The following is a 26,372-nucleotide window of genomic DNA, read 5'->3' as shown; positions in this document are numbered from 1 at the left end:
TGAACGTAGCCCTCGTAGGGCTTAGGCTGGTCAGCTACCTAAAGTCAGGGGCTAGAAGCCCCGTCTCTTTAGAGCGGAGTGCTGACTTAATCCTCAATTCTCCATAGGGAATCATTTTAACAGCATCGAGAGCAAAATCATACCCCTTTTAACCACACCTTAACCCAAGTGGCGGTTAAGGCCGCAACTCCCTCGCCACTCGCCAATCGCCAATCAACCCGTATATTGCACCCGGTAAATCCGATTGTTCTCCTCCTCAGTAAATAACAAACTGCCATCGGGATGAACCAACAACCCAGTAGGGCGTCCCCAAGTCTGGGGCGGGTCTTCACTCAGGAGAAACCCAGTCAAGAAATCCCGATACTCCCCTTGGGGATTGCCCGCCTCATCAAAGGGCACGAACACCAATTTGTAACCGGTGGGGGTATTGCGGTTCCAACTCCCCCGAAAGGCGACAAACGCCCCATTGCGATACGCCGGGGGGAAGGTGTCCCCATCGTAAAACTGGAGGCCCAGGGCCGCCGAATGCGCCTGAAACAGCACGTCTGGGGTTTGAGTCCCCGCCACCCATTGCGCGGCGGCGCTGTTGGGGTCGAGCGATCGCCTCGGATCCAGTCGGTCCGGGGTGAAATAGGCATAGGGCCACCCATAAAACTCACCGGCACTCAATCCAGTGAAAAAGTCGGGCACCAAATCATCCCCGAGTCCATCGCGTTCGTTGACTGTAGTATATAACTGACCCGTCAGCGGATGAAAATCCAGGCCCACCGGGTTTCGCAACCCAAAGGCAAAGGTTTCTTGCGCCGACCCGTCCAAATTCATCACCTGTACCGAGGCGCGGGGTAATGGTTCTTCCTGCACATTGGACTCAGACCCCACGGATACATAAAGCTTGTCCCCGGTGGGGGAGACCACCACATTGCGGGTCCAGTGCTGTCGGTATCCTTCTCCGGGCAAATCGGCGATCGCCTCTCCCCTCCCGCTTAAGCGCTCTTCCCCCGGAGTGTAGTCAAAGCGCAACACTTCCCCGGTATTGCCCACAAAAAAGGTATTGTCCGCAAATGCCATTCCAAATGGCAGGTTTAATCCGTTGCTCGCATCGGCAAATATTGTGGTATAATCAGCCGCACCGTCTCCATCGGTATCGCGCAGCAACCGAATTTGGTTGTCTGGGGTTTCCGTCACTAACAGATCCCCGGTGGGAGTCACCGCCAACCAGCGCGGGCGGTTGAGATTCTCGGCAAATACATTCACCGTAAACCCTTCGGGCACCTGCAGCGCCGCTTCCGAGGGCACCGGCACTACCTGCGCCGGGTTGGAGGCACTGTCACTGGCAAAGGGTGGCGCTAGGGCCGCAGGTGTAATGCGAATCGGTTGCGCCGTTAGGGGTTCCGTGGGCACGAGATTGGCGATCGCCTGTTCCACCGGCGGTCTGTCTGGGCCGAGAGGATTCCCCTCCAGTTCTCCCATCACCTGATTCAGTGCAAAATGTTCTAGCGCTTCGGAATTATCAAATCCGGCGGCGACTAATTCGGGATTTTCCCTCAAATACTCCGTCAGGTCAAACGCCGCCGACCCTGTGCGTCCTTCTGCTATTCCCCACTGGAGAAAATGCCGATATAAGGCGCGATTGTCCATGCCGGCAGTTTGCAGGTCCCCATATTGCGATCGATAAAAATTTACGTCAAAAACTGGGGAAAAAACCCGTCCTTCCCCCAATCCATACCCTTGCAGGTGGCCTAACAATTCGTCGGCGTCCAAGTCTGCTAAATCGGGATGAGTCTGGCGGTACAATTCTAAATCGACTACTGGGGAAAAGCGACGGTTTTCTGCCAAACCATACTCTTGCAGGTGGGTGAAGAGTTGGGCGTTGTCTAGGGTTACTAGATCCGGATTTATCTGTTGATAAAAGTCTAGGTCTACCCAGGGAGAAAATTCTCGCCCTTCTTGGAGTCCGGTGGTTTCTAGGTGGGTTAACAGTTGCGGGTTGTTTAAGGTGGCTAAATCGGGATTGGTGACCCGGTAGAAGTCTAGGTCGAGAAATAGGTCGAGTACCATGATGATTCGGGGGATGGACAGCGGGGAATTGAAATCGCGCCGAGGCATAGGTAAAGTCCGCGTAGGCGGACTTTTTTGACTGCGATTCCTCTGGAATTTATGTTATACCATTTTGGCTCAATAATGAGATAATTGATAGCGACACCCGCCAGGGATTTTAATCCCCGTATTTCTCATATATAAGCTAGCGCCTCGATCGACACCCGCTAGGGATTTTAATCCCTGGCTGATAGCTGAAGTCCTCTAAAGAACACTAAGACGTGAACTAGCGCATCGAGTCGTCTAAAGACGACTTCAGCTATGAGGCGGGGACTTTCAGTCCCCATCGATCTGTTTCGGTGAGGGTTGCTTTGCGAGATGAGCGCTCTAATGTTTTCAACTTCGGTTTTAATTTTTTTATATCTTTGGCTCGTTTTTGTATAATTTTTCCGACTCATTTCAAAATTTTTGATAACTTTTTGGCGATAAAAAAATTCAGGAACTCTAGATCTAGAACGACCAGATTTAACTCGGCGGGGGCAGAAGGTTTTTCCGTATCTTTTGACTCGTCGAAAAATAACCACACCCAAATGGTATTGTATCTATCGGGATAACGAGGGTCGCCATATTCAAAAACAGGACTGCCAAACAGTTGGTTAGCTTGATAGCAGAGGGGAGAGGTGCAGCCTGATTCTTCCAGGAAACTTTGCACGCAGCGATCGGCCAGTTTTTGCCAATCCTTTGGCGTTTTTTGCTGTTGTTCCTTTGAGAGCCATCCGGTTAAAATAACCACCTGCCCGATAGAACTTTCCAAAATAAACTGCTGATTTTGGTTGATTTTATTGATAATCGAAACATCTACTGGCTGAGTGCGGTTTTGATGTTCGTCTAGTTCGGGAATTCCCAGGTTTAAATACAGGCAATAGCTATCATAAAGCTGCAAGTAAGTGACGACGCCAGTTATCTTTTTTTCTTCCAGTTTACCTTCTACAGTGAGAAGAATATTCTTCTCAGTTGTTCTTTCCAGGAGGATATCGAGGGGACGATTAGAGTCAACCGTTCAGAGTTTGAACGCTTCTGGCGGGATACCAAACCTTTGAAAAATTTCCTTACAGCAATCTTGCAAATAATGCGCTCGATAGTCCGGGTCAACTTCTGCGTCTTCTATTTCCCATCGGTGAAAGGCAAACAGATGGACGTTGGGAGCATAAAGTACAAAAGACATTTGAGTTTAGGCATTGGGTAGAAAGTTTTAAAGTTAGCTATTTTTGGACTTTTTATCGTTTTGCTTTCGTTCCAATTGGCGAAGCTCAAACAGGTTTTGTAAGACTTCGGCTTCCCTGCGGGGTTGACGCCGAGGATAACTTACATTTTCCCGGTCTGGCAATTCAGAAAAGTTGACCACCGCATCTCTAATTTTGGGATGATTTTTAACCCACTGTTTGAGATTTTATTGGGTTGTTTTGCGGTTTCCATCTAAGTTTTCTAGTCAATTGCATAACTCCTCTAACTCTTCTTCCGTTAGCGTTACATAATTTTCTTCAATAGCTCCAGGGAAAAATTCGATAAAGTCTTTAAATTTCATCCTTTTCCTCCTAATATTGAGAGTTGCAGCATGCATGTCCTTCCCGAACCAGCGGGAATCCAGGGGTCTATACTCCACTGGTCGGGTGCGTTACGCGGCATTCCCGCGCAAGGGGGAATGAGGGTTTCCTACCCGTCCGGGGGAGAATTGAAACCTGCCTTTCCCATCATTATAGTGGATTCTCCGGTGATTTTCCCTCGGCGGAGGTATCGGGTTGAGCTTTTTTCGGGTGGTTTTTGGCGAGGGCGTGGGATTGGCTCGGTTTTATATTGCCTGCATCAGTGTTAATCGCGCCCCCGACGACAAGGCCCTTTTGTCCCATCGGGTAACAGGGCGTTACACAAATTAGACTGGCGAAAATCCACATCTTCCAAATACACCTGGGTCAAGTCCACGCCGCTAAAATTGGTATTGGTGACTTCCACCCCTTGAATAATCGCCCCGGCGAGAACGGCATTGGTAAAATCGGCATTAGTGAGAACGGCATCGACTAAAGAAGCGCCGGTCAAATCGGCGGCGGTTAAATTAGCTTGAATCAGAATCCCTTGATTCAGGATTGCCCCGGTGAGATTGGCGAAGCTAAAATCCGCATTATTCAGGTCTGCCTCGAGTAAAAAAGCGCCTTGCAGATTAGCATTCGTCAGGTTGGCATTTCGCAGACTAATCCCTTCCATTTGTGCCCCGCGCAGGGCGGATTCTCGCAGCATCGCCCCACTGAGATTCGCCCCGTTCAAAATCGCACCATTGAGATTGGCATTATTCAAATTAACGCCAAACATTTCTGCGCCGGTGAGGTTAGTACCGCTGAGATTGCTATTATTAAGATTAGCCTGTTCTAAATAAATCCGGGATAAATCCGTGCCGCTGAGATTGGCTTCATCTAAATCGGCATTAGAGAGGTTAATTAAGAATAAAATCGCTCCTTGTAGTTGGGCGCTGGTCAGGTTTGCACGGCTGAGATTTGCTCCCGTGAGATTCGCCCCTCGCAGGTCAGCATTGACCAATCGGGCATCGGTGAGATTGGTACCGCTGAAGTTAGCCCCGCGCAAATCTGCGCCCAGGAGATTTGCCCCGGTGAGGTTAGAGCTGCTGATGTTTGCCCCCACCAGGTTAGCGTTGCTGAGATTGGCACCTTGGAGGTCACAGGCGGGACATTGGTTGGTTTGGATCAAGCGAACTGCGGGAGAGGCAGATTGCGATCGCACCGGCAAGGCGATCGCGGCGATCGCAAACCCCAGCAACAGCATACCCAATCCGATCCAGCGACGAAAGTGTTGAATTGTTCGACTAGCCAATTTGCGTTCCTCTATGTTTCGGTAAACCTGCATTCCTCGGACACCCGGTGGAATACCATCAACAGCAGAGGATTTTAACTCCCAGCGACCCTAGGCGGGTGTTGATTTCCCCCCAATTCTCCTGCATCCGATAAGTAATTCCCTACCCGCCATACTGCACCCTATAAATCCGATTATTCCCTTCCTCAGTAAACAACAAACTGCCATCGGGCATTACCAGCACTCCCACAGGACGGCCCCAGGTAGTGGGCACTCCAGGTTGGAGCAAAAATCCGGTTAGAAAGTCCTCATAGTAGCCCTCTGGAGTTCCCGAGTCATCGAAAGGAACGAAAACTATTTTATAACCGATACCGCGATCGCGATTCCAACTGCCCCGAAACGCCACAAATGCCCCATTGCGATATTTTGCCGGAAAGGAGCTGCGATCGTAAAATTGCAACCCCAGAGCCGCCGAATGGGATTGAAACAACACCGCAGGGGTCTGACTCTGACTAACCAACTCCGGACGTTCGCTTTTTCCGTTCTATATCCGACGCGGATCCACATATTCCGGAGTCAAATAGGCATAAGGCCATCCGAAAAATTCCCCCTTATCCAAACCAGCCAAAAAATCCGGCACCAAATTATCCCCCAGTCCATCTCGTTCGTTCACCGTGGCATAAAGTTGTCCCGTCACCGGACGAAAATCCAATCCCACCGGACCGAAGCAACCCATAAGCAAAGGTATCCCTATTCGACCCATGCAAATTCATCACCTGCACCGACGCCCGGAGTAAAGGTTCGCGAGACAGGTTCGATTTTGACCCTACAGACAGGTAAATTTTGTCCTCATCGGGCGAAACCACCACATTACGGGTTCACAGTGCTGGCGATACCCTTCCCCGGGCAAATCGGCAATTTTTCCCCAGTTCCCTGGAGTGGCTCTTGCCCTTCCCGGTAAGCATAGGGCCGCACCTCTGCCGTATTCCCCAGAAAAAAGTACCCCCAAACGCCATCCCAGAGGGTAAATTTAAGCCATTTTCAGCGGTGGCGAAGGGTTTGCGAACTTCTGAACCCCATCCCCATCACTATCGCGCAGCCGGCGAATGCGGTTGTCTGGCGTCTCCGTCACCAGCACATCCCCCCTAGGGGTGAGTTGCAACCAGCGGGAACTGTTGAGGTTGTCTGTATAGAGGTTCACCGTGAAGCCTTTCGGCACGTTGAGTACCGGATTTGCTGGAATATCCACCACCTGCGGCGGTTTGGAGGCGCTATCGGAGGCAAATGATTCGAGCAACTCCTCTAAGGTGATGCGAATCGGGGTAGGAGATAGGGGTTCGGTGACAATTTCTTGCCCTAAATTTGCCTTGTCGATTTGGGCCACAGTCCCGGCGGTGGAGTTAGCCGATACGTTATTCGAGGTGCTGTTAGCCTCGGGATTCGACGGTGTGCCACAGGCAATAATATTCATTGCCAAAAAGAGGGAGAGTACAGAAATAGATACTCTGCGCTTATTCAATTTGTGCTTTCTCGATCGCATGGGTTTGTTCCTCTTAATTTTCACGTTTGCGATCGCTCAGTTACGCGATCGCCCTTTTCATCATAGGCAACAAAGTTGATAACTGAAGGCGCAGATGGTGTAGGCTAATTTACCCTGAGGATAGGCGATCGGTCCATAGCAGCCTTCCGCGCACCCCCCAAGCGTGCCTCACAATAACTCCGCCTTAGGGAATTCCTGCCCCGGCAATATCTTAGTCCGCGTATAGCCCGCTGCGGGCATGGCTTCGCTAATGCCGGCCCAGGCGCGATTTCAATCCCCCGCATTAATTTTCATGGGTTAATGTGATATTGCTCTACTTCAATCGATAGATGTACACCAATTTTCGCTGGTGGGCGGGGAGGAGTTTTTTTAAAATTCCCTCCAACTCGGCTTTAGTAGCAGCGCTAGCAATAGGCATTTCTTCAAAGAGAGCAATCCAGGCTTTTTTCATACCGATTTCTCGCCAGCGATCGCGATACTCCTGAGCGTATCGCTGGCCCATTTCCTGAAAATACAGGTATTTCAGCTTTGCATCGCGGTCGATGAGTTCGTTAATCTCCTGCCAGTATCGTTCTCGATGTGCCTCGCTGCTGATATAAAATTGCAGCAGTTCGGTATCGCTCAGGTCTGCGAGAGAGTCGGTTTCTGTGGGTTCCGGTGTCGGTTCCGGTTCGGATGGCGCGTTTGTATCTTGGCTTTCTAAATCTTCGATAATGCCAAATTGGGCGATAGCTTTGCCATAGGTTTCGCTGAGACTGCCGCGAATGCTGCGCCCAAAGTAAAATGGATAGGGCTGCAAGGTACCGTCATAGATAATTTTATGGTTGAAGGGTAACAAGACAGTTTCCGTCATCACGGGTAAGGCACTGCCCACCAGAGCGGAAAAGGGTCGATCTAAGGCGCAGACGCCATAGGCTTTATAAGGGGGGCGATCGGCGATAAAAATCGCGTAGGGGTCGCGGTAACTATAAATATAGAACTTTCCTCGGATAAAGTTCTTCCATCCATCGACAATGTTCGCGTGAGCTGCAGAAAGTTTGAGGGGATTTTCTTCGGCAAACAATTCAAAGAGATAGTTGTATCTATATAAATTTTGCCGGAGTGTATCCAGTTCTGCCACAGTCAGTTCGGCCACCTCGTCGGAAGTATAAAGTCCGGGGATTAGGCCAAATTTTTGATTGACATAGGCTAACAAGGAATAGTAAAGGCGGTAAAATAAGTCGAGTTCTGGTTTAGATAATTGCATGGCTGGTGCCCTCTGAGGAATTCATTCACTATCTTTACCCCGCGATCGCTAGACTATCACGATCGCGCAGTGGCGGTGAATGACAGAGGCGATCGCGCAACGGATCGGTTCCCAGAAAAAATCCCCTTGCCCACAGTTGTTAACTTGCAATGCGCCCCGGTCGCGGATCCGACAAGGGGGCGATCGCCCCTTACCCGGTAGAGGGCAAAAAATTTTTTCCCCACCCCCTTGACAGCCCTGTAGTATGCGTGTAGCATATCAATATCAAAACATTCTACGAGGTCATGTAATTTCTGCAAATTAGAGAAAGACATCAGCGACTTCGACATGCTGCAGCGCTAGCCTTCCTTGTTAACCGAAAACAGAGTCCGTGAAGGCGGAAAAACCCACCGCCAGTTGCGCCAAAAGTAGCAACAGAAAACCGGGCAAATTGGGATAAAATTGACTTGGATAATGTCAGGAAATTAAAAAAATGGTAGAATAGAACAACCCCACGAAAGAACGCAAATTATGGCAATTGGAAACATTGGGAACCCCAACAACGAGCGCGATCGCCATGCCAATCAAGACCGAGGATTGCTCGGGGCTGGTTGGCGACCTTTATCGCGGGAATTTGACTGGGGTTATTTCTTTCATCTCGTCTTTAATGACCCTTTAGAACTCACCCATAAAAGCCTAGATGTTGCCAGCGATATTGCGGATGCATTAGGGCGAAAAAACTATGACTGGTGGGCGAATTTTTTCAATTTATTTTCCGATTACACGCGCGGGGACATCGATGATTTTTGGGATTACATTACTCCAGAACCCGCCGGCCCGAACTATCGAAACAGCGACATACTAACGGCAGAATCCCCAGTGATTCAGTTAGTCAGTCGCGACAGCATTCCCATTGATTATGTATTGCGTCGGTTGCAGGAAATTACCCTGTTTAAAATCCTCAATTTATTGGAAACGCCGGATATCATTACCCAAACCTATCAAGACCGGCATTTTTATTATCCGGTCGAGCGGTTTGTGAATTGGGATCGAATCGAAACAATGGGAATGGTATTTGCCTATTGGAGCAAACAAGAAATCTGGCTGCAAATCGAGCAACTTGGGCGGGTGCAGAATTCCGGGAGAAATCAACGCCGCTATAGTTTAATCGCCCCAGATTTGCGATCGCTAATCAACAAATCCACCTATAATTTAGCCATCATGCTCAGTGGCTATCAAAGTCGAGTGGGACAACTGCACAGCGAATTTCCCATCCGCACCTTTCCCACCGACATTCAAGTTTTTAGCGACAAAGTACAAGAGGCGATTTTAACCCAAAATCAACTAGCGATTCTAGTTCACGGCGAACCCGGAACTGGCAAAACCGCCTGGACCCAAGCCGTGGCCAAAGAAATTTTAGTGCCCCTGGGGTATGCTATTTTTATTCTCGACCACGATGCGGTAGAAAATTTCGTGCCGCCGAGTTATTTAGAGCGAATTTGCATTATTATCAACGAAGCCGATAACTTAGCGCAAAATCGTTCCAGCGAAACCGCGCAACGGAGCAATAAAACCGAGCATATTCTCAGCTTGCTCGATGGCACCTTATATCAGAGCGTGATTGACGACAATGGGATTCAGTCGCAACAAAAGCTAGTATTTTTGATGACTTGCAATACCACAGAACGGTTAGACCCGGCAGTTTTACGCAAAGGACGAATCGACATGAGGTATGAATTCACCCACCGCTTTGTTTGAGGGAGTGAAGCACAGATGAGAAACCGGGTGTTTTCAGTCTATATTAACTAATGGGTCATCAATTGCGATCGCCCATCCCGTTTTTCCGCCCCCGGAGAGAACCCCTGCGTCCCTTGCGCTGGTGAATCGGGAGACGAGGGGGTTTATCCTAATGGTTTAGGGTTAGCAATCGCGCTGATTGTTAGCACAGGGAATGACCCTGTGATATCCGCTGTGGAGAATTGGCCAAAAAATAGCCCGTGTCGGCGGGCAGTTAGCCCCACCCTTTTCAGGTGTGGGGCTTTTGCAGACCAATCGAGGGGAGAAGATATTATTCTTCCGGCGTCACCTGGGGCAGACCCAAACTGTAGTTGAGAACCCGACTGTTGAGGTTGTAGCTGACTTCCCCTTGTTGGAGGAGCGATCGCACGAAATGCTCCAGATCCGAACCGATACGGCGCAGATTGTACTCGGTTAACTCCTCACCATCGTACAGTTCGACCAACTCATCGAACTTCTGGTAAACCTTTTGCAAGCTATTCTCGTTCCAAGTTAGCTCGTTATCGGGATCCACATCCAGGGTGAGCAAATCATCCCGGGGTACGAACTCGTTATCCTGAACCTCAGCGGTAAAAATCCGAATGTGACGGGTTGTTGACTTGAGCATGGAATAGATTCTTTCGCGATAAGATAGTGTTTTTAATTGTAAAGCGGCGTCAAGCCTCAGCTCCAGGAAAAGCGGATTTTTCTGAGAAGATACGGCAAACGAGCACAGCCAACCTGAAAAAACGGCTGTGGCGTCTTTAACCCGCCCGTTGATTTCTATCCCGGGGAAGATTCTCCGCAGTAGTGGGGGTTAACGGGCGAGTCACAAAGGGTTAAAATCGGGGAGATGGCACACCAACAAAGCGATTTTAGAATAAGCTAAGTTGGGTGAGGGTAGTGTGTTCCCAAATTTAGCTGCACCAAAACAGCTTTCAGGCGCGAGGAAACTCCATGCAAAAAACAGCGGCGACCATATATTGCCCAAACTACACCTGTCAAACCCCCAATCCCGAGACGCAAAAGTTTTGCCAAAAATGCGGCACGCCCCTGCCCAAAAGGTACTTATGGGCGATCGGTGCGGCGGAACTGGAAAACTATAGGGTGGGGGACATTTTAGCCGATCGCTACGTCCGCAAGCGAGACCGGATCCTGCTGGACACCAAACCGGGAGTCTTGCCGGAAATGCCGGTGGAGATTCCCGAAACCATTGTGCCGTATTTGCGATTGATTCCCCATCGGCTACAGGTGCCCCAAGTGTACGGCAGGTTGCCGCAATCCTCAACGCGCCCTGAAGAGCAGATTTGGCTGTTGGAGGACGCCCCCATCTATCCCCAAGGGACCATCCTCCCCGCCCCCAATGGGGACAGCGCCACCGAAATTGCCCATCCGAAGCTGATGCCCACCCTTGCCGAAAGCTGGGAAAGTGCTTCCCCCATGCGCCAGCTCAATTGGTTGTGGCAAATCGCTTCTTTATGGCAACCGGCGAGCAAACAGGGGGTGGCGGCGAGCTTGTTAAACCCTGCCTTACTGCGGGTGGAAGGGTCAATTTTGCGGCTGTTAGAGTTAGAGAATACACCAGCAAACCCGCCCTTGTACGAACTAGGGCAACTGTGGAGTGGATGGGTCAGCACTGCCAATGGCTCGATCGCACCTTATCTCGAGCGACTCTGCCAGATGCTGGTGCGCGTGGAAGTAAAAACCGCCCCTCAACTGATTGCCTTACTCGATCGCGCCCTGGTTATCTGCGCGAAACTGCACAAACGCACCTATCACATCGCCACCCGCACGGACCAAGGACCCACCCGTCGCCGCAACGAAGACGCCTGCTATCCCCCCAGCGACAGCCACACCAACGCCACCCCCGGGGCCGAAGCGTTAGCGATCGTCTGCGATGGGATTGGCGGACATGAAGGGGGCAATGTGGCATCCAACCTAGCGATCGAAGCCGTACAACAGCGCATCGTCAATCTCCTGGGAAGAAATCCCGAAGACCTGGATCCGCAAATCCCGATCGCCGAATTAGAACGGGCCAGCGCGATCGCCAACGACCTAATTTCCGAACAAAACGATAGCCAGCAGCGCCAAGGACGACAGCGCATGGGCACTACTCTGGTTATGGCATTGGCCCGTCACCACGAACTCTACATCAACCACATCGGAGATAGTCGCGCCTACTGGATTACCCGCACCGGCTGTCGTCAAGTCACCTTGGATGATGATGTCGCCTCGCGCGAAGTGCGCTTAGGCTACGCCCTCTACCGCGACGCTTTGCAACAAGGTGCTGCTGGCTCTTTAATTCAAGCCTTGGGGATGAATTCCTCCTCCTTACTCCATCCCTCAGTGCAGCGCTTTATCATCGATGAAGATAGCGTGTTTCTCTTGTGCTCCGATGGGTTAAGCGACAACGATCGCGTGGAGCAATATTGGGAAACCGAAATTCTCCCCATTTTAACCGGCGAACTCACGGTAGCGCGCGCCGTTACCAAACTCCTCGATATCGGCAATTTTCATAACGGTCACGATAACGTCACGGTAGCGGTGGTTTACTGTCAAGTCGAGCCGATTCGCCAAGCAGGTATCGACCCGAATCATTTGGTGGCGCAACTCGATGAGGTGCCGCCGGTGGATTTCCTCGCCTCGGAAACCGCCATGCCCGCCCATGAGGAGGATACCGCACTCCCCGCCAACAATGCCGACACCAAATTGATACCACCCAGCCGGCGATCGCCTTTCTCCGTCCCCCTGGTACTCGCTATCCTATTACTGCTCGGACTTGGGGCTGCCGCTTGGTTTCTCACCGAAGGGTTCAAAACCTTTCCCCAGTTTCCCTTGCAAATGGGTGAGGAGTCCACAAATTCTCCTCTCCCTGCCACATCAACCCCGGAGTTCAATGATGTAAGTCCGGCGCTGAACGTTGGCGATTTCCTCCAAATTCGCGATTCCATTATCGATACTGGCAACAACAACACTTCTCTCGTATTACTCCAACAACCTGGCGCGGAAATCCCCGCTAACGAGCTGGGCATCCTCCCTCCCGGAAGTGTGCTACAGGTTAGTTATAAGCAATATGACGAAGGAGAAGATCCCTGGGTGCGCCTCGAAGTTTGTTTCATCCCGACAGAAGGGGACACCTCCTCTGTCGTGGTGGAAGAACCGGAGGTAATTGTGGAACAGGCTTCTCCCTCACCGACGGTAGAGGACTCTCCCCCTGCGGAACCTTCACCCAGATCCGAACCCGAAACCCAGCCCCGGATTCGCGAGGGAGACTTGGGGTGGATTCAAGAGTTTTTGTTGGATCGCTCTGTGGTGTTATTCAATCCCACCCTTACCGACGAACATACCCAGGGATGCATCAAGGGGGAATCCTCCATACCCCCGGAATCTCAGCAGATGGACTCTCAACCCTAGGGGAGGGGCGATCGCTTCTACCCGCAAAATTCTCTCCCCAGGGCTAAAGCGGCCACATTTGGGGCAAAACCCCCGTTGCATTAAACGGTTAAATTGCAATATTATAGAAAATTCGCTTGGCAAACCGATGTCTGGAAAGACTCTGCATTTGCTGAGTCTGAGTGGAGTGCGCTGAACCGAAGCGCGATCGGTTCAATGCCAAATTGGCGAGGAAAGCTATCCGCACTGAGACATGGTTTTCCCCGACTTGTGGAGACCGAGAACCCCCGAATTTGGCATCCGTGTGGTTTGATAACGAAATATGCAAGTAGGTAGAAAAATAGAGAGACTCTTGTGGAGGGATAGGGATAGAATCAAACAGCAGATGGCGATCGCGGCGTTAACAATGGGCGGACCACTCCCCTCGGAACTCCTTCAGGTCGCGATCGCGCAACCAAAGCCAACTTATGGCGATCGCGAGAACGCACCACATAGGCAGACTCCTCGGGCATCAGTTCTCGTTTAAAATCCGCTAATCTTGCTTAAAAATGGGCAATTCAGTATGTTTTCTCAGTTCCGGAACCACTCCCTTTCCCGTCTGTCTAGAAAAGTCCCGCTTCGCGTTATCCTGGTTGTGCCATTTCTCCTGCAAATTTTTACAGCCGTCGGACTGGTGGGATATTTGTCCTTTAAAAATGGTCAAGAGGCAGTGGAAGAGCTGGCATTTCAGTTACAAGGAGAAATCAGCGATCGCATCGAACAAAAACTGCAAGATTATTTAACCATTCCCAGTGTAATCAATCAAATCACGGCCCAAAGAATTCGCGATAATTCCTTACAACTCAAACAAGCCGACTTAGAAAAATACTTTTGGAATCAGCTTCAAATCTTCGACCAAGCAGTGAGCTACATTTACTTTGGCAACGAAGCCGGTGGATTAGCATCTGCAGGTCGGCAAGATGACGGCAGTTTAATTATTGAAGCCACCGATAACTTTGTTGCAGGTGACTACAAAATTTACGCCACCAATCCCCAAGGTCAGCGTGTAGAACTCATCACCATTGGCGATTACCACAACACAAAAATTCGCCCCTGGTACAGAAATGCCGTGCAAGCCGGTCAGCCCACTTGGGGAGACATCTATCCCTATTCTGCTTATCCCAGTTTGGGAATGCCTTTTGTCGAACCCTTTTATGACAACCAAGGCAAACTTCAGGGAGTTCTCTCCGTAGATTTAAAAATTTCTCACTTTGCTAATTTTTTGCAAGGGTTAGAAATTGGCCGTTCTGGCGAAACATTTATTATAGAACGGTCCGGATTATTAGTTGCCAGTTCCACAGGCGAAAAACCCTTTTTCAAAAATTCTACCACGCAAAAACTAGAGCGACGATTGGCAACAGAAGTCAACCACCCATTAATCCGCCATACAGCCCAATATTTAACCAATAATTTTGGCGAATTAACTCATATTCGCCAGCAACACCAACTCGCCTTTAAGCTAGAAGGTCAGCGACACTTCGTTCAAGTGAATGCATTTCAAGACGAATTCGGTCTAGATTGGCTGATTGTTGTGGTAGTTCCCGAATCCGATTTCATGGAAAAAATTTATGAAAATACTCGACTCACCCTATTCCTTTGTGTAGCTGCACTCCTCCTAGCAACCTCAGCAGGACTGCTCACCACCCATTGGATCGTCCAACCCATTTTGCAACTCAAAACCGCCGCTACTGCCTTGTCAAAAGGCGAATTCGACCAGACAGTAAATCTAGAGCGTTCTGATGAATTAGGGGTTCTGGCAAAAGCCTTTAATCGGATGGCGCTACAGTTGCAAGAAGCCTTTGCTGCGTTAGAAAGCAAAAATGCCGATTTAAAGCATCTCAACGAACTCAAAGACGAATTTTTAGCCAACACCTCTCACGAACTGCGGACCCCCCTCAATGGTATCATCGGCATTGCCGAATCATTAATTGATAGTGCAGGCGGGCAATTACCCGATCGCATCCGCAGCAACCTCCTGATGATTGTCTTGAGTGGCAAAAGACTCTCCAACTTAATTAATGATATCTTAGATTTTTCCAAACTCAGACACAAAAATCTCGAGCTGCAAATTAAGCCAGTGGGTTTGCGCGCTATTGTTGACATCGTGCTAAAAACTTCCCAGGTACTCTTAGGTCATAAATCCTTACAGCTCATCAACTCAATTCCTCCCGACTTTCCCTTAGTCGATGGGGATGAAAATCGCCTGCAACAGATTTTTTACAATCTCGTGGGAAATGCGATTAAATTTACAGAAGAAGGAAGCATCGAAATTTCAGCACAGTTAGTCACATCGGCGGGGGTTGTTATTCCCAATTATAAGCCGATTACTGCTGAAAAATTTCCCCAAGCGCGGGTGACGATTACTGATATGGGGATTGGGATTCCAGAGAGGAAATTAGAACAAATTTTTGAATCCTTTGAACAGGCGGATGGGTCTACATCCCGAAAATACGGCGGTACCGGCTTAGGTTTAACCTTAACCAAAAAATTAGTAGAATTGCACGGGGGAAGCATTTGGGTGCGATCGACGGTAGGCGTCGGCTCGACGTTTCACTTTACCCTACCCATTTCTACTCAACAAGGACAAGACTTTTCTGCGGTTTCGCAAATGGATAATAGCTCACCCCCAACTTCAGTTATTAATGATGAGGAAGAATTTTTTACTTTATCCACATCACCCCCTCTTTTTTGTTCCCTCGAAGCGTTTAAAATTTTAGTGGTCGATGACGAAATTATCAATTTGAAAGTGTTGGAAAATCAACTTTCTTTAGCGCAGTATTCTCTCGAATATGCGACCAATGGTGCGGAAGCTTTACAAATTATCGAAAAAGGGTTTAAGCCAGATTTAATCTTACTCGATGTAATGATGCCCCGGATGACCGGCTATGAAGTTTGCCAAAAACTGAGAGAAACATTTTTAGCCAGTGAATTGCCGATTGTGATGTTAACCGCCAAAAATCAATCCACCGATTTAGTGAAAGGATTTACTGCAGGGGCTAACGATTATTTAACCAAACCTTTTTCCAAAGCTGAATTATTAGCGCGCATTAAAACTCACATTCGGTTGACGCAAATTAATAAAGCCTACGCGCGGTTTGTCCCCCATGATTTTCTTCGCTTTCTCGGATATGAAAGCATTGTGGATGTTAAGTTAGGAGACCACATCGAGAAGGAAATGACGGTTATGTTTTCGGATATTCGCTCTTTTACTAGTCTATCAGAAGCTATGTCTCCGGAAGAAAATTTTAATTTTATTAATGATTATTTAAGTCGCGTGAGTCCGGTGATTCGAGCTAATAATGGCTTCATTGACAAATATATTGGAGATTCTGTTATGGCGCTGTTTCCAGAATCAGTAGATGATGCGATTCGAGGAGCAATTGCCATGCAGGAACAATTGCAGCTCTATAATGAGTATCGACAACAATACGAGCGCGTTCCGATTGCAATTGGTATCGGAGTGCATACCGGCTGTCTGATGTTAGGAACGATTGGCGAACGGGAACGCATGGAAAGCACTGCGATCGCAGATGCAGTTAATTTAGCATCCCGCTTGGAAGGCTTGACGAAAATTTATGGTGCTACTCTTATTATTAGCGGACAAACTTTATGTCAAGTAGCAGATTTTTCTGAGTATAACTATCGCTTCTTAGATTGTGTCAATGTAAAAGGCAAAAGCTCCTCGGTTTCTGTGTTTGAAGTGTTTGATGGAGATTCTATCGAGCATCAATCTTTGAAGCAAACCACTAAAAGCTTATTTGAAGAAGCGGTTTTTATGTTTCACAAACAAAGACAAGCACAAGCTTATCTTCTTTTTCAGAAAGTCTTGAAAATCAACCCCAACGACAAGGCTGCTATTTTTTATCTGGCAAAATGCAGGTAATAACTTGAAAAATACCTGATTAAAAATCCTGGGTTTAAAATTGAATTTCATATCAAAGTTTTGATCGGGTTGAATTGAAGGGTTGAATTTTACCATTGCTGGAGAGTAGGTAAGCGAGAATGCCCGTGGTTGAAGCGAACCGAGGGGATTGCAAACGACATCAATAAAATCATCAGCGACAGCGCGAGGGAAAGAATAACCGAGAGAGGTTGGGGAAAAGCCCAGAGAAAAGAAGAGCGATCGCCGGACAGACTCCTGTATTTTGGGGAATAGCCAGTAAAATAACAGGTAATCCGTGGCAAATGCTGGAGAAGAAACAATGATGAGAATATCGCGCAGTCGTCAGATAATATTATCCGGTTTACTCGCCCTGTTGTTGCTTGTGGGTGGTTGTACGCAACCGCAGCAAACCTCCCGGTGGGAGGGCGCGCAGCAGGAGAGTACCCAAGTGGCGCGCAACCGAACCTCAGCGGGGGAATCGGTAGCGGGAGGACAGTTTAATAAATTTTTCCCCTCCGCCGCCGGGGAATACCAGCGAGTGTACGCCCAAGAGAAACGAGGGTTTGCCGAAGCGAAATTGAAGCGAGGAGGGAAAGAAGTAGCCATGTTGTCGATTTCAGATACTGCCAATAACCCGAATGCGGTGCGAAAATTCCAGAATAGCACGCAGACGATTGGCGGGTATCCGGCGGTGAGCGTCGGGTCAAAGGGAACGGCGGTGTTAGTGGGCGATCGCTTCCAAGTGAAAGTGCAATCGCGCGATCCGTCATTTAGCGCCAGCGATCGCGAAGCGTGGCTGCAAAAATTCAACTTAAACGGATTGCGACAACTGAAATAAACCATACAGTTGTTGCGACAGTTGAATTGAGAACTGCACAAGAGAAAAGCCGCATGAAACTGAAGCAAACTGGAACCTTGTTGGGAAAAGAAGGAGTTAAACGTGAGCAAACCGATTTATGAATTAGTCGATGAACTGCCGAAAAATAACGTTACGGTGTACGTACTGCGATCGCTCGACTTTGTAGTACCTGGAGAATGGGATAACCTAGTCGGGTTTGAAAACACCATTCGCAGCGTAACCGGAGAAACCGACGAAGAGTTCATCCAACAAATTGGCGATCGGGCCATTTACCTGTACAACGACAAATCCGAAGGATATCAACGCGCCTTATGGTTGTACCAAACCATAGATAGTTTTGGCGGTACTCTCGGGGCCGCCGCCTTAGCCAACAAAGTCGGAGAAAAAATCAACTTTCTCGGGTTTTTAAATCGGCTTACCCCGAAAGCCGACAAAGCGCAAACCATCGATTTATCCTTAAAATTAGTTGCCGAACTGATTGCCTTTTGCCAGATTAACGGCATTCCCGGCGACAGCATAGGAGACTTTGCCAACGCCCTGGGAGACTATGGCGGAGAGTCCCTGATGCGGATGGCAGCCCTAGTGTGCTTCGACGGGCTAATTCCCCTCGGGCCGGACTTCATTATGAAAGCGCAATCCATCCTCAGTGGGTTGCAGCCCTCCCAGCTACAAGAAAACCCGATGTTCGAGCGTCTCAGCAGCATGATTCCCGGGTCGAGTACCGAGGGACAACTCGGCTTTATCGGCGAAAGCTTTGCCGCCACCTCCGGATGGATGAGTAATTTCGTCGCCTCCCGGGGCTTAACCCCCGAGAAGGTAGCCGCCAACCTGCAGAAGTTCATAGAAATTTCTGATGATAAATTGGACTATGTAGCGGCATTTCTTGACATGTCCACGAATTACTATGAGCATACGGGGATTCAAACCCTAGCTCATCGCTTAATCGAGCGAGCTGTTGCAGAGATTTAACTGAGGATCGAGCATCAATGGCCGAAGAAAAGAATCCGAAACCCGAAAATTCCACTGAGAAAAAGCCCCCCGCCAAAGCGGCAGCCAAGAAAAAGGAGAAGCCACCCAAGCTAGAGGACAAGCCATTTGGGGAGTTCATCGAGCAGCACTATTTGCCCGCCCTGAAAGAAGCCCTTGTGGCAGAAGGCTTAGAGGACATCACCGTAAGCTTGTCAAAGCAGAAGGTAAGCCTTGCGGGGATGAGTTCGGACTCAGAATGGGCGCAAGTGCAAGGGGATTGGTTTGGTGGGCAACGACACTTTCGGGTGTATTTTCCCGATGAGGATATTAAAGGGCAGCTTGCCTTTGCCTGCTTCGAGCGATCCAACGTCCCGAGTACCATCGAGCCGTTCTTGATTGACGAGCGCAAGATTGACCTAAAGTTGCTGGTGTTTTATGTGGTACAGCGGCTCAACGGTCAGAAGTGGCTGACCTGGAATTAAGCCTCGGGGGAAAGAGGTTAGTTATAGTTCGTTGAACCGATAAATGACGATGCCGGTTACGGGGTCGTTTTCTACGCTGACATAGCCAGAGGAGACCATTTCCGTCAGTACAGCTTCCACTTCGCTAAAGCCGACGTCGGTATCGATGACGGCTTGGGTGACGGAGAGTTTGCCGCCTCTGGCTTGGGCAGCTTTCACCAGTTTGACCATCAGTTCGTTGGGATTTTGCGGGGAGATGTTTTGGGCGATCGCATTTTGTACAGGGAGGGGAACCCCAGAGGCGGACACCCCCAGTTTGCCTCTGAGTTTGCTTTGATAGTTCTCCACCATGCCCGGAATCAGGAACACGTCGAGCACTTGACCCACCCCAAACAGGCTTCCCGTGCAAAACCAGAGCACGCCCGTGACGATTTTGCCATTGTAAAACCGATGCAACCCGCCCAACCCGCATAATCCAGCCGCCCACAGCAGGTAACTCAGACTCACACGTTTGCTTCGCTCGTCGCCCAAATTGACGAGGGCTTGGGGGCGGCTGGTTTCCAAGGCATGGGACGCCGAGGGGCGCGAACTGGGGCGCACTTCGGCGGGGGTCTCGGGGGCGTTTAAATCTTCCAAGACCTCTGCTGCGGTGTGATAGCGTCGTCCCAGGGGATGTTGCAGCATTTTGTCCAGGATTTGTCCGAGGCGATCGCTGAGTGGATTATCTACTAAGTAATCTCGCCACACCCAGCATCCTTCGCGGGTATCGAATAGGTCGAACGGTTCGATGTGGGTGAGCAGGTGAATGCAGGTGACGCCGAGACTGTAAATATCGCTGGCAAAGGTGGCTTTTCCCAGGGCTTGTTCGGGAGCGGCATAACCGGCGGAGCCAATGACGGTGCCACTGCGGCTTAAACTGGTACCGGTGGCAACTTTTGAAGAGCCAAAGTCTACGAGAACTAAGGGCCGATCGCGGCGATCGCGAATGATATTTTCCGGTTTGATATCTCGATGAATGACTTGCCGTTCGTGGACGAATTGCAGTACGGGCAGCAAGTCGTTTAAGAGTTGGCGAATTTGGGTTTCGTCGAAGGTACCGCCGAGGGCCAATTCTTCAGCGAGGTCTTGTCCGTCGATGAATTCTTGGACGAGATACTGGCGTTCCTCCTGCTCGAAGGTAGCCAGCAGGTCAGGAATTTGCGGATGTTGCCCCAGTTGTTCGAGTCGGATGGCTTCTTGGCGAAATAGTTGCGCCGCTTTCTCGGAGTTGTTGTTGCTGCCGCGATCGGGATGAAATTGTTTGATGGCGCAGCGGGGTTTTGAGGGTTTATACTCATCGACTCCCAGGAAGGTTCTGCCGAAACCTCCAGCACCTAGGGGGTGGATGGCTCGGTAGCGATCGCCTAAGAGTAATTTTGCCCCACAATTGATGCAAAAATGGGCAGAGTCTGGGTTTTGGGGCTTCTGGCAATTGGGATTTAAGCAGAAACTCATAGAAAGAAGCAATAGTGCGGATTCTGTTTCTTTAATGTTGGCACAACCACCCCGCCACTGGCTTTCAGCTAAAATTGTCAATTCTTAATTTTCAATTCTCAATTCTCAATCCTGTGACTTGCCGCGTTACAAAAGTTGATATATTTTTATCCAGCTTGACCTTCTTTTCTGAGGTCATCCCCTGTTACACTGTTAAACTAACGTTCGTCAAACAACTTCGCTCAAGGGAAGCACGGCCTTTATCGGCCAAAGCAACCCACCGCACTCTTGGACTCAGCGTCACCCTCGTTGCTGTAGAACACTCATAAGAAGACAACACCCACACCTATGGTAGATTCCCTAAAAAAACCAGCGTTTGAAGAAATGCGAGATGGGGTCAAAATTCCGGCTAAGGAAACCATCCTGACACCCCGCTTCTACACCACCGACTTCGACGAAATGGCTCGGATGGACATTTCTCCCAACGAAGATGAACTCCGCGCCATCCTCGAAGAATTCCGCGCCGACTACAACCGTCATCATTTCGTCCGCGACGAACAGTTCGAACAATCCTGGGACCATGTGGATGGCGAAACTCGCCGCCTGTTTGTGGAGTTCCTGGAACGATCCTGCACCGCCGAGTTTTCCGGATTCCTGCTTTACAAAGAACTCTCTCGCAAACTCAAAGGCAAAAATCCCGTGTTGGCAGAGTGCTTTGCCCTGATGTCTCGCGATGAGGCCCGTCACGCCGGCTTCCTCAACAAGGCAATGTCCGATTTCCGCCTGTCCCTGGATTTGGGATTTTTGACCAAGAGCAAGAAATACACCTTCTTTAAGCCAAAATTCATCTTCTACGCTACCTATCTGTCCGAAAAGATTGGATACTGGCGCTATATCACGATTTATCGTCACTTAGAGAAGAATCCGCAAGATTGCATTTATCCGATTTTCCGCTTCTTTGAAAATTGGTGTCAGGATGAAAACCGTCACGGCGACTTCTTTGATGCCCTGATGAAGGCTCAGCCTTCCTTCTTGAATGATTGGAAAGCAAAGCTGTGGTGCCGTTTCTTTTTGCTCTCCGTCTTTGCAACCATGTTCCTGAACGATATTCAGCGTTCCGGGTTCTACAAGGCGATCGGTCTGGATGCCCGCGAATACGACGTTTATGTGATCCGCAAGACGAACGAAACTGCCGGACGGGTGTTCCCGGTGATTTTGGATGTGGACCATCCAGAGTTTTTCTCGCGATTGGACACTTGCACCGAAAATAATGCTAAACTAGCAGAAATTGCAAGTTCCAATAAGCCCAAGTTCTTGCAGTTTTTCCAGAAACTTCCCCTTTATTTATCCAATGGCTGGCATCTGCTGCGGCTTTATTTCCTCAAGCCAATCGACGCAGCATCTATGGAAGGGGCAGTTCGTTAAGTTAACTTAGTTTTCCGGTTTCGCTCCTCTGTTGTTTCGTCTGACGGCTCTGCTGCTTGCAGAGCCGTTTTTGTTTGTCTAATTAAGTGGGGTTAGCCAATTGTCCCGATTCACATTTTGGGGCAATTGTCAAGTCGATTTTAACACAAAGATGTAAGATTGAGTATTGGTCTCAATCCGCGCCATTCATCGGTTTTTTTAATGGACAAAAAAATACAGTTTCCTGGTAAAAGCAGTGTCCGGGCGTTTAAACCCCTAACTGCGATCGCCCGTTTGCTGGGTCTGACTCTGTGCGGCGGCATCCTCCTCGGTGGGGGTACCTTATCCGCCCAAGAATCTGAAGCCCTACCCCAACCCACCTCGGTTCGCACCCCACAAGAACTCGACCTCAGTCCGGAAATCATCGAAAGCAGTCCGGTCCTACAGCGCTGGTTGAAAGAAACCCCCAATGTTTTGCAAGAAATTCGCTCGGATCCGAGCTTTCGCACCCGGGTGCGGGTGGGATACGCTCGAGAACCCTCAAATGACGATGCCAGTGGCTTTAATGTGGGGGTGGAAGACCTGTTTTTGGGCGGTACCGGTTTAACTCTCAGTGGCGATTATTATGCCAGTGGCGAGGGCGATCGCTCCAGTGGCGGTGCCGAGTTACGCTACTATCTGCTTCCCCTAGGCGGCTATTTTAATATTGCCCCGGTGGTGGGATATCGTCAAATCGATGGCGATTCCTATTCCACCGATGGGTTACAACTGGGTGGACGAGTGATGTTGGTCCTCTCTCGCACTGGGGCGGCAGATTTGTCTTTGGGCTACAGTCGCGTGGGCATCGGTAGCGATGAGACCGTGGGAGTGGCAAGCTTTTCCGTGGGCTATGCGATCGCCCGCCAATTTCGCATCGGGGCGGACCTGCAGCGACAAGATGCCGATGACGATAACGATACCCGCGTCGGTATCGTTTTGGAATGGATGCCGGGAAGTTAACTCCAATCTCTGTCTGTAGGGGGTGGTTCCTCCGCTCAAACACTCGCTAACCTAAACATAAGCGATCGACTCAATAGAGGCATCATTTATGAGTGAGGAAACCCCCAAAAAACCCCAACAACCCGCAGAAAATACCGAGAACAAAACAGCCAAACAAGATGCTGTAGACCCGCGCAACCTGGTGATGAAAGGCGGGTATCAAAAAGACCCCAGAGAATTAGTCAACGATCCGGGCGTGACTCCGGAAATGCTTAACGAACCCGGGGATTTGCGCGAAGATTTGATGCGATGAATATTCCCGGAAACAATTATTGTCAACCCCCTCAACCTGTTAGTGTTGGGGGGTTTGCTATTGGGCGATCGCTCGGTTAAAAATCAGGTAGTCAAACCCTTATTCAAAAATAACTATCCACACAGAAGGTAAGGACAGGACATGCCATCTCCCTACTTCTTCTATCAATTGACAACCCTATCACCCATTCAAACTCAAAACTCTTTCCCCAGTTAAATTCTCGGTTCTGACATCAGAGGGTTTCCCGTCCAATTGAACTCCCTACGCCCCGCGCAAGGCGACAATCGGATCGAGTTGGGCGGCGCGTTTGGCGGGGAAAAAACCAAAGATTAAACCCGTAGTACCGGAAACGCTAGTGGCAATAACAATCGCCCTGAGGGAAATCCCTGCTTCAAAAGGCGTTAAACTGCTAATTAACACAATTCCTCCCACCCCGATCGCCGTTCCCAAAAAACCCCCCGCCACGGATAAAATCACCGCCTCGATCGCAAATTGCATTAAAATATCTCTCTGTGACGCCCCCAAGGCTTTGCGCAAGCCAATTTCTTTCGTCCGCTCGGTCACCGACACCAGCATAATATTCATAATCCCAATCCCGCCCACAAATAACGAAATACTGGCGATCGCCGCTAACAATACCGTCAGCGCCCCGGTAATCGCTCCCGTGGTTTCCTGCAAATCCTTTTGGTTGCGAACCGTAAAATCATCTTCATCGGTAATCTTATGCCGCAGCCTTAACAAATTCTCAATCTGAAATTGCGCTGCCTTCATTTTCTCCTCATCTTCCACCGATACGGAAATAAAACTAATTTTCGTCCCATAAGGAGAACTGGTTCCCACAATTTGTTTCGCCATTGTGGTCAAAGGTACAAACACCGTATCGTCTTGATTTTGCCCGAAAGTCGAACCTTTCGGCTGCATCACCCCGACCACAGTAATCGACGTATTTTTCACCCGAATTGACTGGCCAATCGGATTGGCATTTCCAAATAACTTCTCCGCCAATTCCGAACCTAACGTCGCCACTTGTTGGTTGCGTTTTAAATCCAATTCCGTCACAAATCGACCTTGGGCCACATCAAAATTCCGCACGGATAAAAATTCCGGCGTCACCCCCACCACCGTGGTGGAAGTATTTGCATTTCCCGCCGTCACGCGGTGGTTGCTGCTAATTTGGGGTGCGACAGCTTTTACAGAAGAAACCTGGGTGGCGATCGCTTCTGCATCTTCCAACACTAACGTTTGCGGCGGCGTCACCGGTCGTCGTTGCGCTTTCGGACTTCCCGGAATCACAAATAACAAATTCGTCCCCAACGATTCCACCTGCTGCGCCACGAAATTCTGCGCTCCCTCTCCCACCCCAATCGTGGCAATTACCGACGCATTCCCAATAATAATCCCTAACATGGTTAGGGTACTCCGCATCTTATTGGCGACCAACGTTTTCGCCGCCATTTTTCCACTTTCTAATAAGTTCACCGTTAATTATCAATCCTACTCTGGTCAATTCGAGCTAATCCCAGGGGGCAATTAAAATTCTGCCGAGGCTTTTCGCCGATTCCCCGACGCGGACTTATTCTTTTAATTATGACGCCTCTGCAGAGGATAGAAAAGGCACGTTGCTGAGGGAAAAAGGGGAAAGCGCGCCAAAAATTGCGGGCAGGGACATTTCCCCTTTTATAGAAAAGGCACGTTGCTGAGGGAAAAAGGGGAAAGCGCGCCAAAAATTGCGGGCAGGGACATTTCCCCTTTTTAGGTTACTCGATATTACTTCTCATCGTTGAGAATATCTTCCAGATTTTGCCCTTCCGGAAGACCGACAAACACGCGATCGCCCGGTTCTAAACCGTTGAGAATCTGAATTTGATTGCCAATGGTCGGACCAATCGTCACCGGGACAAACTGAGCCTTTCCGCTGTCATCGGGAACCAAGACCCCGGTTTCGCCTTTATTGGTGACGATCGCCACGGTAGGAACCACCAACGCATCGTTGAGGCGATCGCCCAAAAAGGTGACATCCACATTCATCCCCGACTGCAGCTTATCGGTTCCCGATTCAATATTTATCCGAATTTCAAACAACGTCACATCCTGCTCTTTAATCGCTTCCGGCGCGATTAAATTCACTTTCCCTTCAAACACCTCCTCCGGATAAGCATCGGCGACAATTTCCACTGTTTGCCCCGGTTTAATCCGACTGATATCGGCTTCGGGCACTTTCGCCAGCACTTCCAACCCCCTGGCGAGGGCGACAATCGAAGTCGAGGTAGCACTGCCGGCGCTGGAGGCGGAGGTGGTGGGAGTGACGAATGCCCCTTCGGTGGCATAGCGCTGGGTAATCTGACCGGCAAACGGGGCGCGGACGATGGTATCTTCTAACTGCACTTCTGCGGCTTCTAATTGCGCTTCGGCTTCTTTCACTTCTGCTTCGGCGCGGGAGATTTCTTCCGGACGCGCGCCGATTTCTTGCAAGGCTAAGGCTTGCAGGGCTTCGCGCACTTCGGCTTCGGCGCGGGAGATTTCTTCCGGACGCGCGCCGCTTTGCTGCAGTTCTAAGGCTTCCCGGGCTTCTTGTACTTCGGCTTCGGCGCGGGTAATTTCTTCGGGACGCGCGCCGCTTTGCTGCAGTTCTAAGGCTTCCCGGGCTTCTTGCACTTCGGCTTCGGCGCGGGTAATTTCTTCGGGACGCGCGCCGCTTTGCTGCAGTTCTAAGGCTTCTCGCGCTTCTGCGACTTGGGCTTCGGCTTGTTCGATCGCCTCGATGCGACTTTCTTTGAGTTGTTCTAATCGGTCTTGCAGTCGCTCTAGGTTAGCGGTGGCGCGGCGGTATTCGGTGACCACTTCATCGAAGCGATCGCGCGAAATCGCTCCTTCATTGACTAATTGCTGATTGCGCTGCAGCCGTTCTTCGCTAAGGGCTAAAGTGGCTTGGGCTTGTTCGATTTGCGCTTGGGCTTGGTCGATTTCCTGCTGGCGGCTTCCGGAACGCAGGGCATCGAGTCGCGCGCGGGCTTGTTCGAGGCGGGCGCGGGCTTGGGCGATTTCTTGCGGACGATTACCGGCGCGCAGTTGGCTCAGTCGCGCTTGGGCTTGTTCGAGGCGGGCGCGGGCTTGGGCAATTTCTTGCGGACGATTACCGGCGCGCAGTTGGCTCACTCGCGCG

The 26,372-nt window shown here is 49.9% G+C and carries 22 protein-coding genes; 9 read left to right on the top strand and 13 right to left on the bottom strand.

The window, feature by feature from the left end:
* Positions 1-213: 213 nt before the first annotated feature.
* The 8 genes from AC0QH1_RS29280 to AC0QH1_RS29245 all read right to left on the bottom strand — a co-directional run bounded on the left by AC0QH1_RS29280 (position 214) and on the right by AC0QH1_RS29245 (position 7,682).
* Complete coding sequence (locus AC0QH1_RS29280; protein WP_324634973.1) at positions 214-2,058, bottom strand: PQQ-dependent sugar dehydrogenase; 1,845 nt, start codon at positions 2,056-2,058, stop codon at positions 214-216.
* Between the two features lie 433 nt (positions 2,059-2,491).
* Positions 2,492-2,980 carry a hypothetical protein gene (locus AC0QH1_RS29275; protein WP_324634972.1) on the bottom strand — a complete coding sequence of 163 codons (489 nt, stop codon included), beginning with the start codon at positions 2,978-2,980 and terminating at the stop codon, positions 2,492-2,494.
* Positions 2,981-3,097: 117 nt separating this feature from the next.
* Entirely contained in the window at positions 3,098-3,262 is a 165-nt protein-coding gene (locus AC0QH1_RS29270) for a hypothetical protein (protein WP_324634971.1), read from the bottom strand.
* Positions 3,263-3,906: 644 nt separating this feature from the next.
* Entirely contained in the window at positions 3,907-4,917 is a 1,011-nt protein-coding gene (locus AC0QH1_RS29265; protein ID WP_324634970.1) for a pentapeptide repeat-containing protein, read from the bottom strand.
* A gap of 142 nt (positions 4,918-5,059) precedes the next feature.
* Positions 5,060-5,416 carry a PQQ-dependent sugar dehydrogenase gene (locus tag AC0QH1_RS29260; RefSeq protein WP_324634969.1) on the bottom strand — a complete coding sequence of 119 codons (357 nt, stop codon included), beginning with the start codon at positions 5,414-5,416 and terminating at the stop codon, positions 5,060-5,062.
* Between the two features lie 24 nt (positions 5,417-5,440).
* Positions 5,441-5,632 (bottom strand): hypothetical protein, encoded by a 192-nt coding sequence (locus AC0QH1_RS29255; protein ID WP_324634968.1) that lies wholly within the window; start codon positions 5,630-5,632, stop codon positions 5,441-5,443.
* A gap of 294 nt (positions 5,633-5,926) precedes the next feature.
* Complete coding sequence (locus tag AC0QH1_RS29250; protein WP_324634967.1) at positions 5,927-6,436, bottom strand: hypothetical protein; 510 nt, start codon at positions 6,434-6,436, stop codon at positions 5,927-5,929.
* Between the two features lie 313 nt (positions 6,437-6,749).
* The gene (locus AC0QH1_RS29245; RefSeq protein ID WP_324634966.1) at positions 6,750-7,682 is read right to left on the bottom strand and encodes a hypothetical protein; all 933 of its coding nucleotides are present in this window, start codon (positions 7,680-7,682) and stop codon (positions 6,750-6,752) included.
* A gap of 510 nt (positions 7,683-8,192) precedes the next feature.
* On the opposite strand from AC0QH1_RS29245, the gene AC0QH1_RS29240 reads away from it, so the two are divergent.
* The gene (locus AC0QH1_RS29240; protein WP_324634965.1) at positions 8,193-9,419 is read left to right on the top strand and encodes an ATP-binding protein; all 1,227 of its coding nucleotides are present in this window, start codon (positions 8,193-8,195) and stop codon (positions 9,417-9,419) included.
* Positions 9,420-9,729: 310 nt separating this feature from the next.
* Here the strand turns inward: AC0QH1_RS29240 and ndhM are convergent, their stop codons facing one another.
* A complete protein-coding gene (gene ndhM / locus AC0QH1_RS29235; protein WP_324634964.1) occupies positions 9,730-10,065 on the bottom strand; it encodes an NAD(P)H-quinone oxidoreductase subunit M in 336 nt (111 codons plus the stop codon).
* A 329-nt stretch (positions 10,066-10,394) separates the two neighbouring features.
* Here ndhM and AC0QH1_RS29230 point away from each other — a divergent pair, with 329 nt between their 5' ends.
* Positions 10,395-12,851, top strand: coding sequence for a PP2C family protein-serine/threonine phosphatase (locus AC0QH1_RS29230; RefSeq protein WP_324634963.1), 2,457 nt, complete (start codon positions 10,395-10,397; stop codon positions 12,849-12,851).
* Positions 12,852-13,204: 353 nt separating this feature from the next.
* On the opposite strand, the gene AC0QH1_RS29225 is transcribed toward AC0QH1_RS29230, so the two are convergent.
* Entirely contained in the window at positions 13,205-13,342 is a 138-nt protein-coding gene (locus tag AC0QH1_RS29225) for a hypothetical protein (RefSeq protein WP_324634962.1), read from the bottom strand.
* A 50-nt stretch (positions 13,343-13,392) separates the two neighbouring features.
* On the opposite strand from AC0QH1_RS29225, the gene AC0QH1_RS29220 reads away from it, so the two are divergent.
* From AC0QH1_RS29220 to AC0QH1_RS29205, 4 genes are all read left to right on the top strand, one after another.
* Entirely contained in the window at positions 13,393-16,752 is a 3,360-nt protein-coding gene (locus AC0QH1_RS29220; RefSeq protein ID WP_324634961.1) for an ATP-binding protein, read from the top strand.
* A 319-nt stretch (positions 16,753-17,071) separates the two neighbouring features.
* A complete protein-coding gene (locus tag AC0QH1_RS29215; RefSeq protein ID WP_442957387.1) occupies positions 17,072-17,590 on the top strand; it encodes a hypothetical protein in 519 nt (172 codons plus the stop codon).
* 102 nt (positions 17,591-17,692) lie between these two features.
* Positions 17,693-18,580: a hypothetical protein gene (locus tag AC0QH1_RS29210; protein ID WP_324634960.1), complete on the top strand. Its 888-nt coding sequence runs from the start codon at positions 17,693-17,695 to the stop codon at positions 18,578-18,580.
* Positions 18,581-18,597: 17 nt separating this feature from the next.
* The gene (locus tag AC0QH1_RS29205) at positions 18,598-19,062 is read left to right on the top strand and encodes a DUF2996 domain-containing protein (protein ID WP_324634959.1); all 465 of its coding nucleotides are present in this window, start codon (positions 18,598-18,600) and stop codon (positions 19,060-19,062) included.
* 21 nt (positions 19,063-19,083) lie between these two features.
* On the opposite strand, the gene AC0QH1_RS29200 is transcribed toward AC0QH1_RS29205, so the two are convergent.
* On the bottom strand, positions 19,084-20,535 hold the full coding sequence (locus tag AC0QH1_RS29200) for a protein kinase domain-containing protein (protein WP_324634974.1): 1,452 nt from the start codon (positions 20,533-20,535) through the stop codon (positions 19,084-19,086).
* 327 nt (positions 20,536-20,862) lie between these two features.
* Here AC0QH1_RS29200 and acsF point away from each other — a divergent pair, with 327 nt between their 5' ends.
* From acsF to AC0QH1_RS29185, 3 genes are all read left to right on the top strand, one after another.
* Positions 20,863-21,939: a magnesium-protoporphyrin IX monomethyl ester (oxidative) cyclase gene (gene acsF / locus AC0QH1_RS29195; protein ID WP_324634958.1), complete on the top strand. Its 1,077-nt coding sequence runs from the start codon at positions 20,863-20,865 to the stop codon at positions 21,937-21,939.
* A 201-nt stretch (positions 21,940-22,140) separates the two neighbouring features.
* The gene (locus AC0QH1_RS29190) at positions 22,141-22,917 is read left to right on the top strand and encodes a hypothetical protein (RefSeq protein WP_324634957.1); all 777 of its coding nucleotides are present in this window, start codon (positions 22,141-22,143) and stop codon (positions 22,915-22,917) included.
* A gap of 88 nt (positions 22,918-23,005) precedes the next feature.
* Positions 23,006-23,209 (top strand): hypothetical protein, encoded by a 204-nt coding sequence (locus AC0QH1_RS29185; RefSeq protein WP_324634956.1) that lies wholly within the window; start codon positions 23,006-23,008, stop codon positions 23,207-23,209.
* Positions 23,210-23,470: 261 nt separating this feature from the next.
* Here AC0QH1_RS29185 and AC0QH1_RS29180 read toward each other — a convergent pair whose 3' ends face one another.
* Both AC0QH1_RS29180 and AC0QH1_RS29175 read right to left on the bottom strand, forming a co-directional pair.
* Positions 23,471-24,688 (bottom strand): ABC transporter permease, encoded by a 1,218-nt coding sequence (locus tag AC0QH1_RS29180; protein WP_324634955.1) that lies wholly within the window; start codon positions 24,686-24,688, stop codon positions 23,471-23,473.
* A 288-nt stretch (positions 24,689-24,976) separates the two neighbouring features.
* On the bottom strand, positions 24,977-26,372 hold a 1,396-nt coding region (locus AC0QH1_RS29175), incomplete at its 5' end, for an efflux RND transporter periplasmic adaptor subunit (protein ID WP_324634954.1).

This window comes from Phormidium sp. CCY1219 (genome assembly GCF_055795085.1).
Note: the sequence above shows the minus strand (reverse complement) of the source record. Positions and strands in the feature narration are given on the sequence as shown.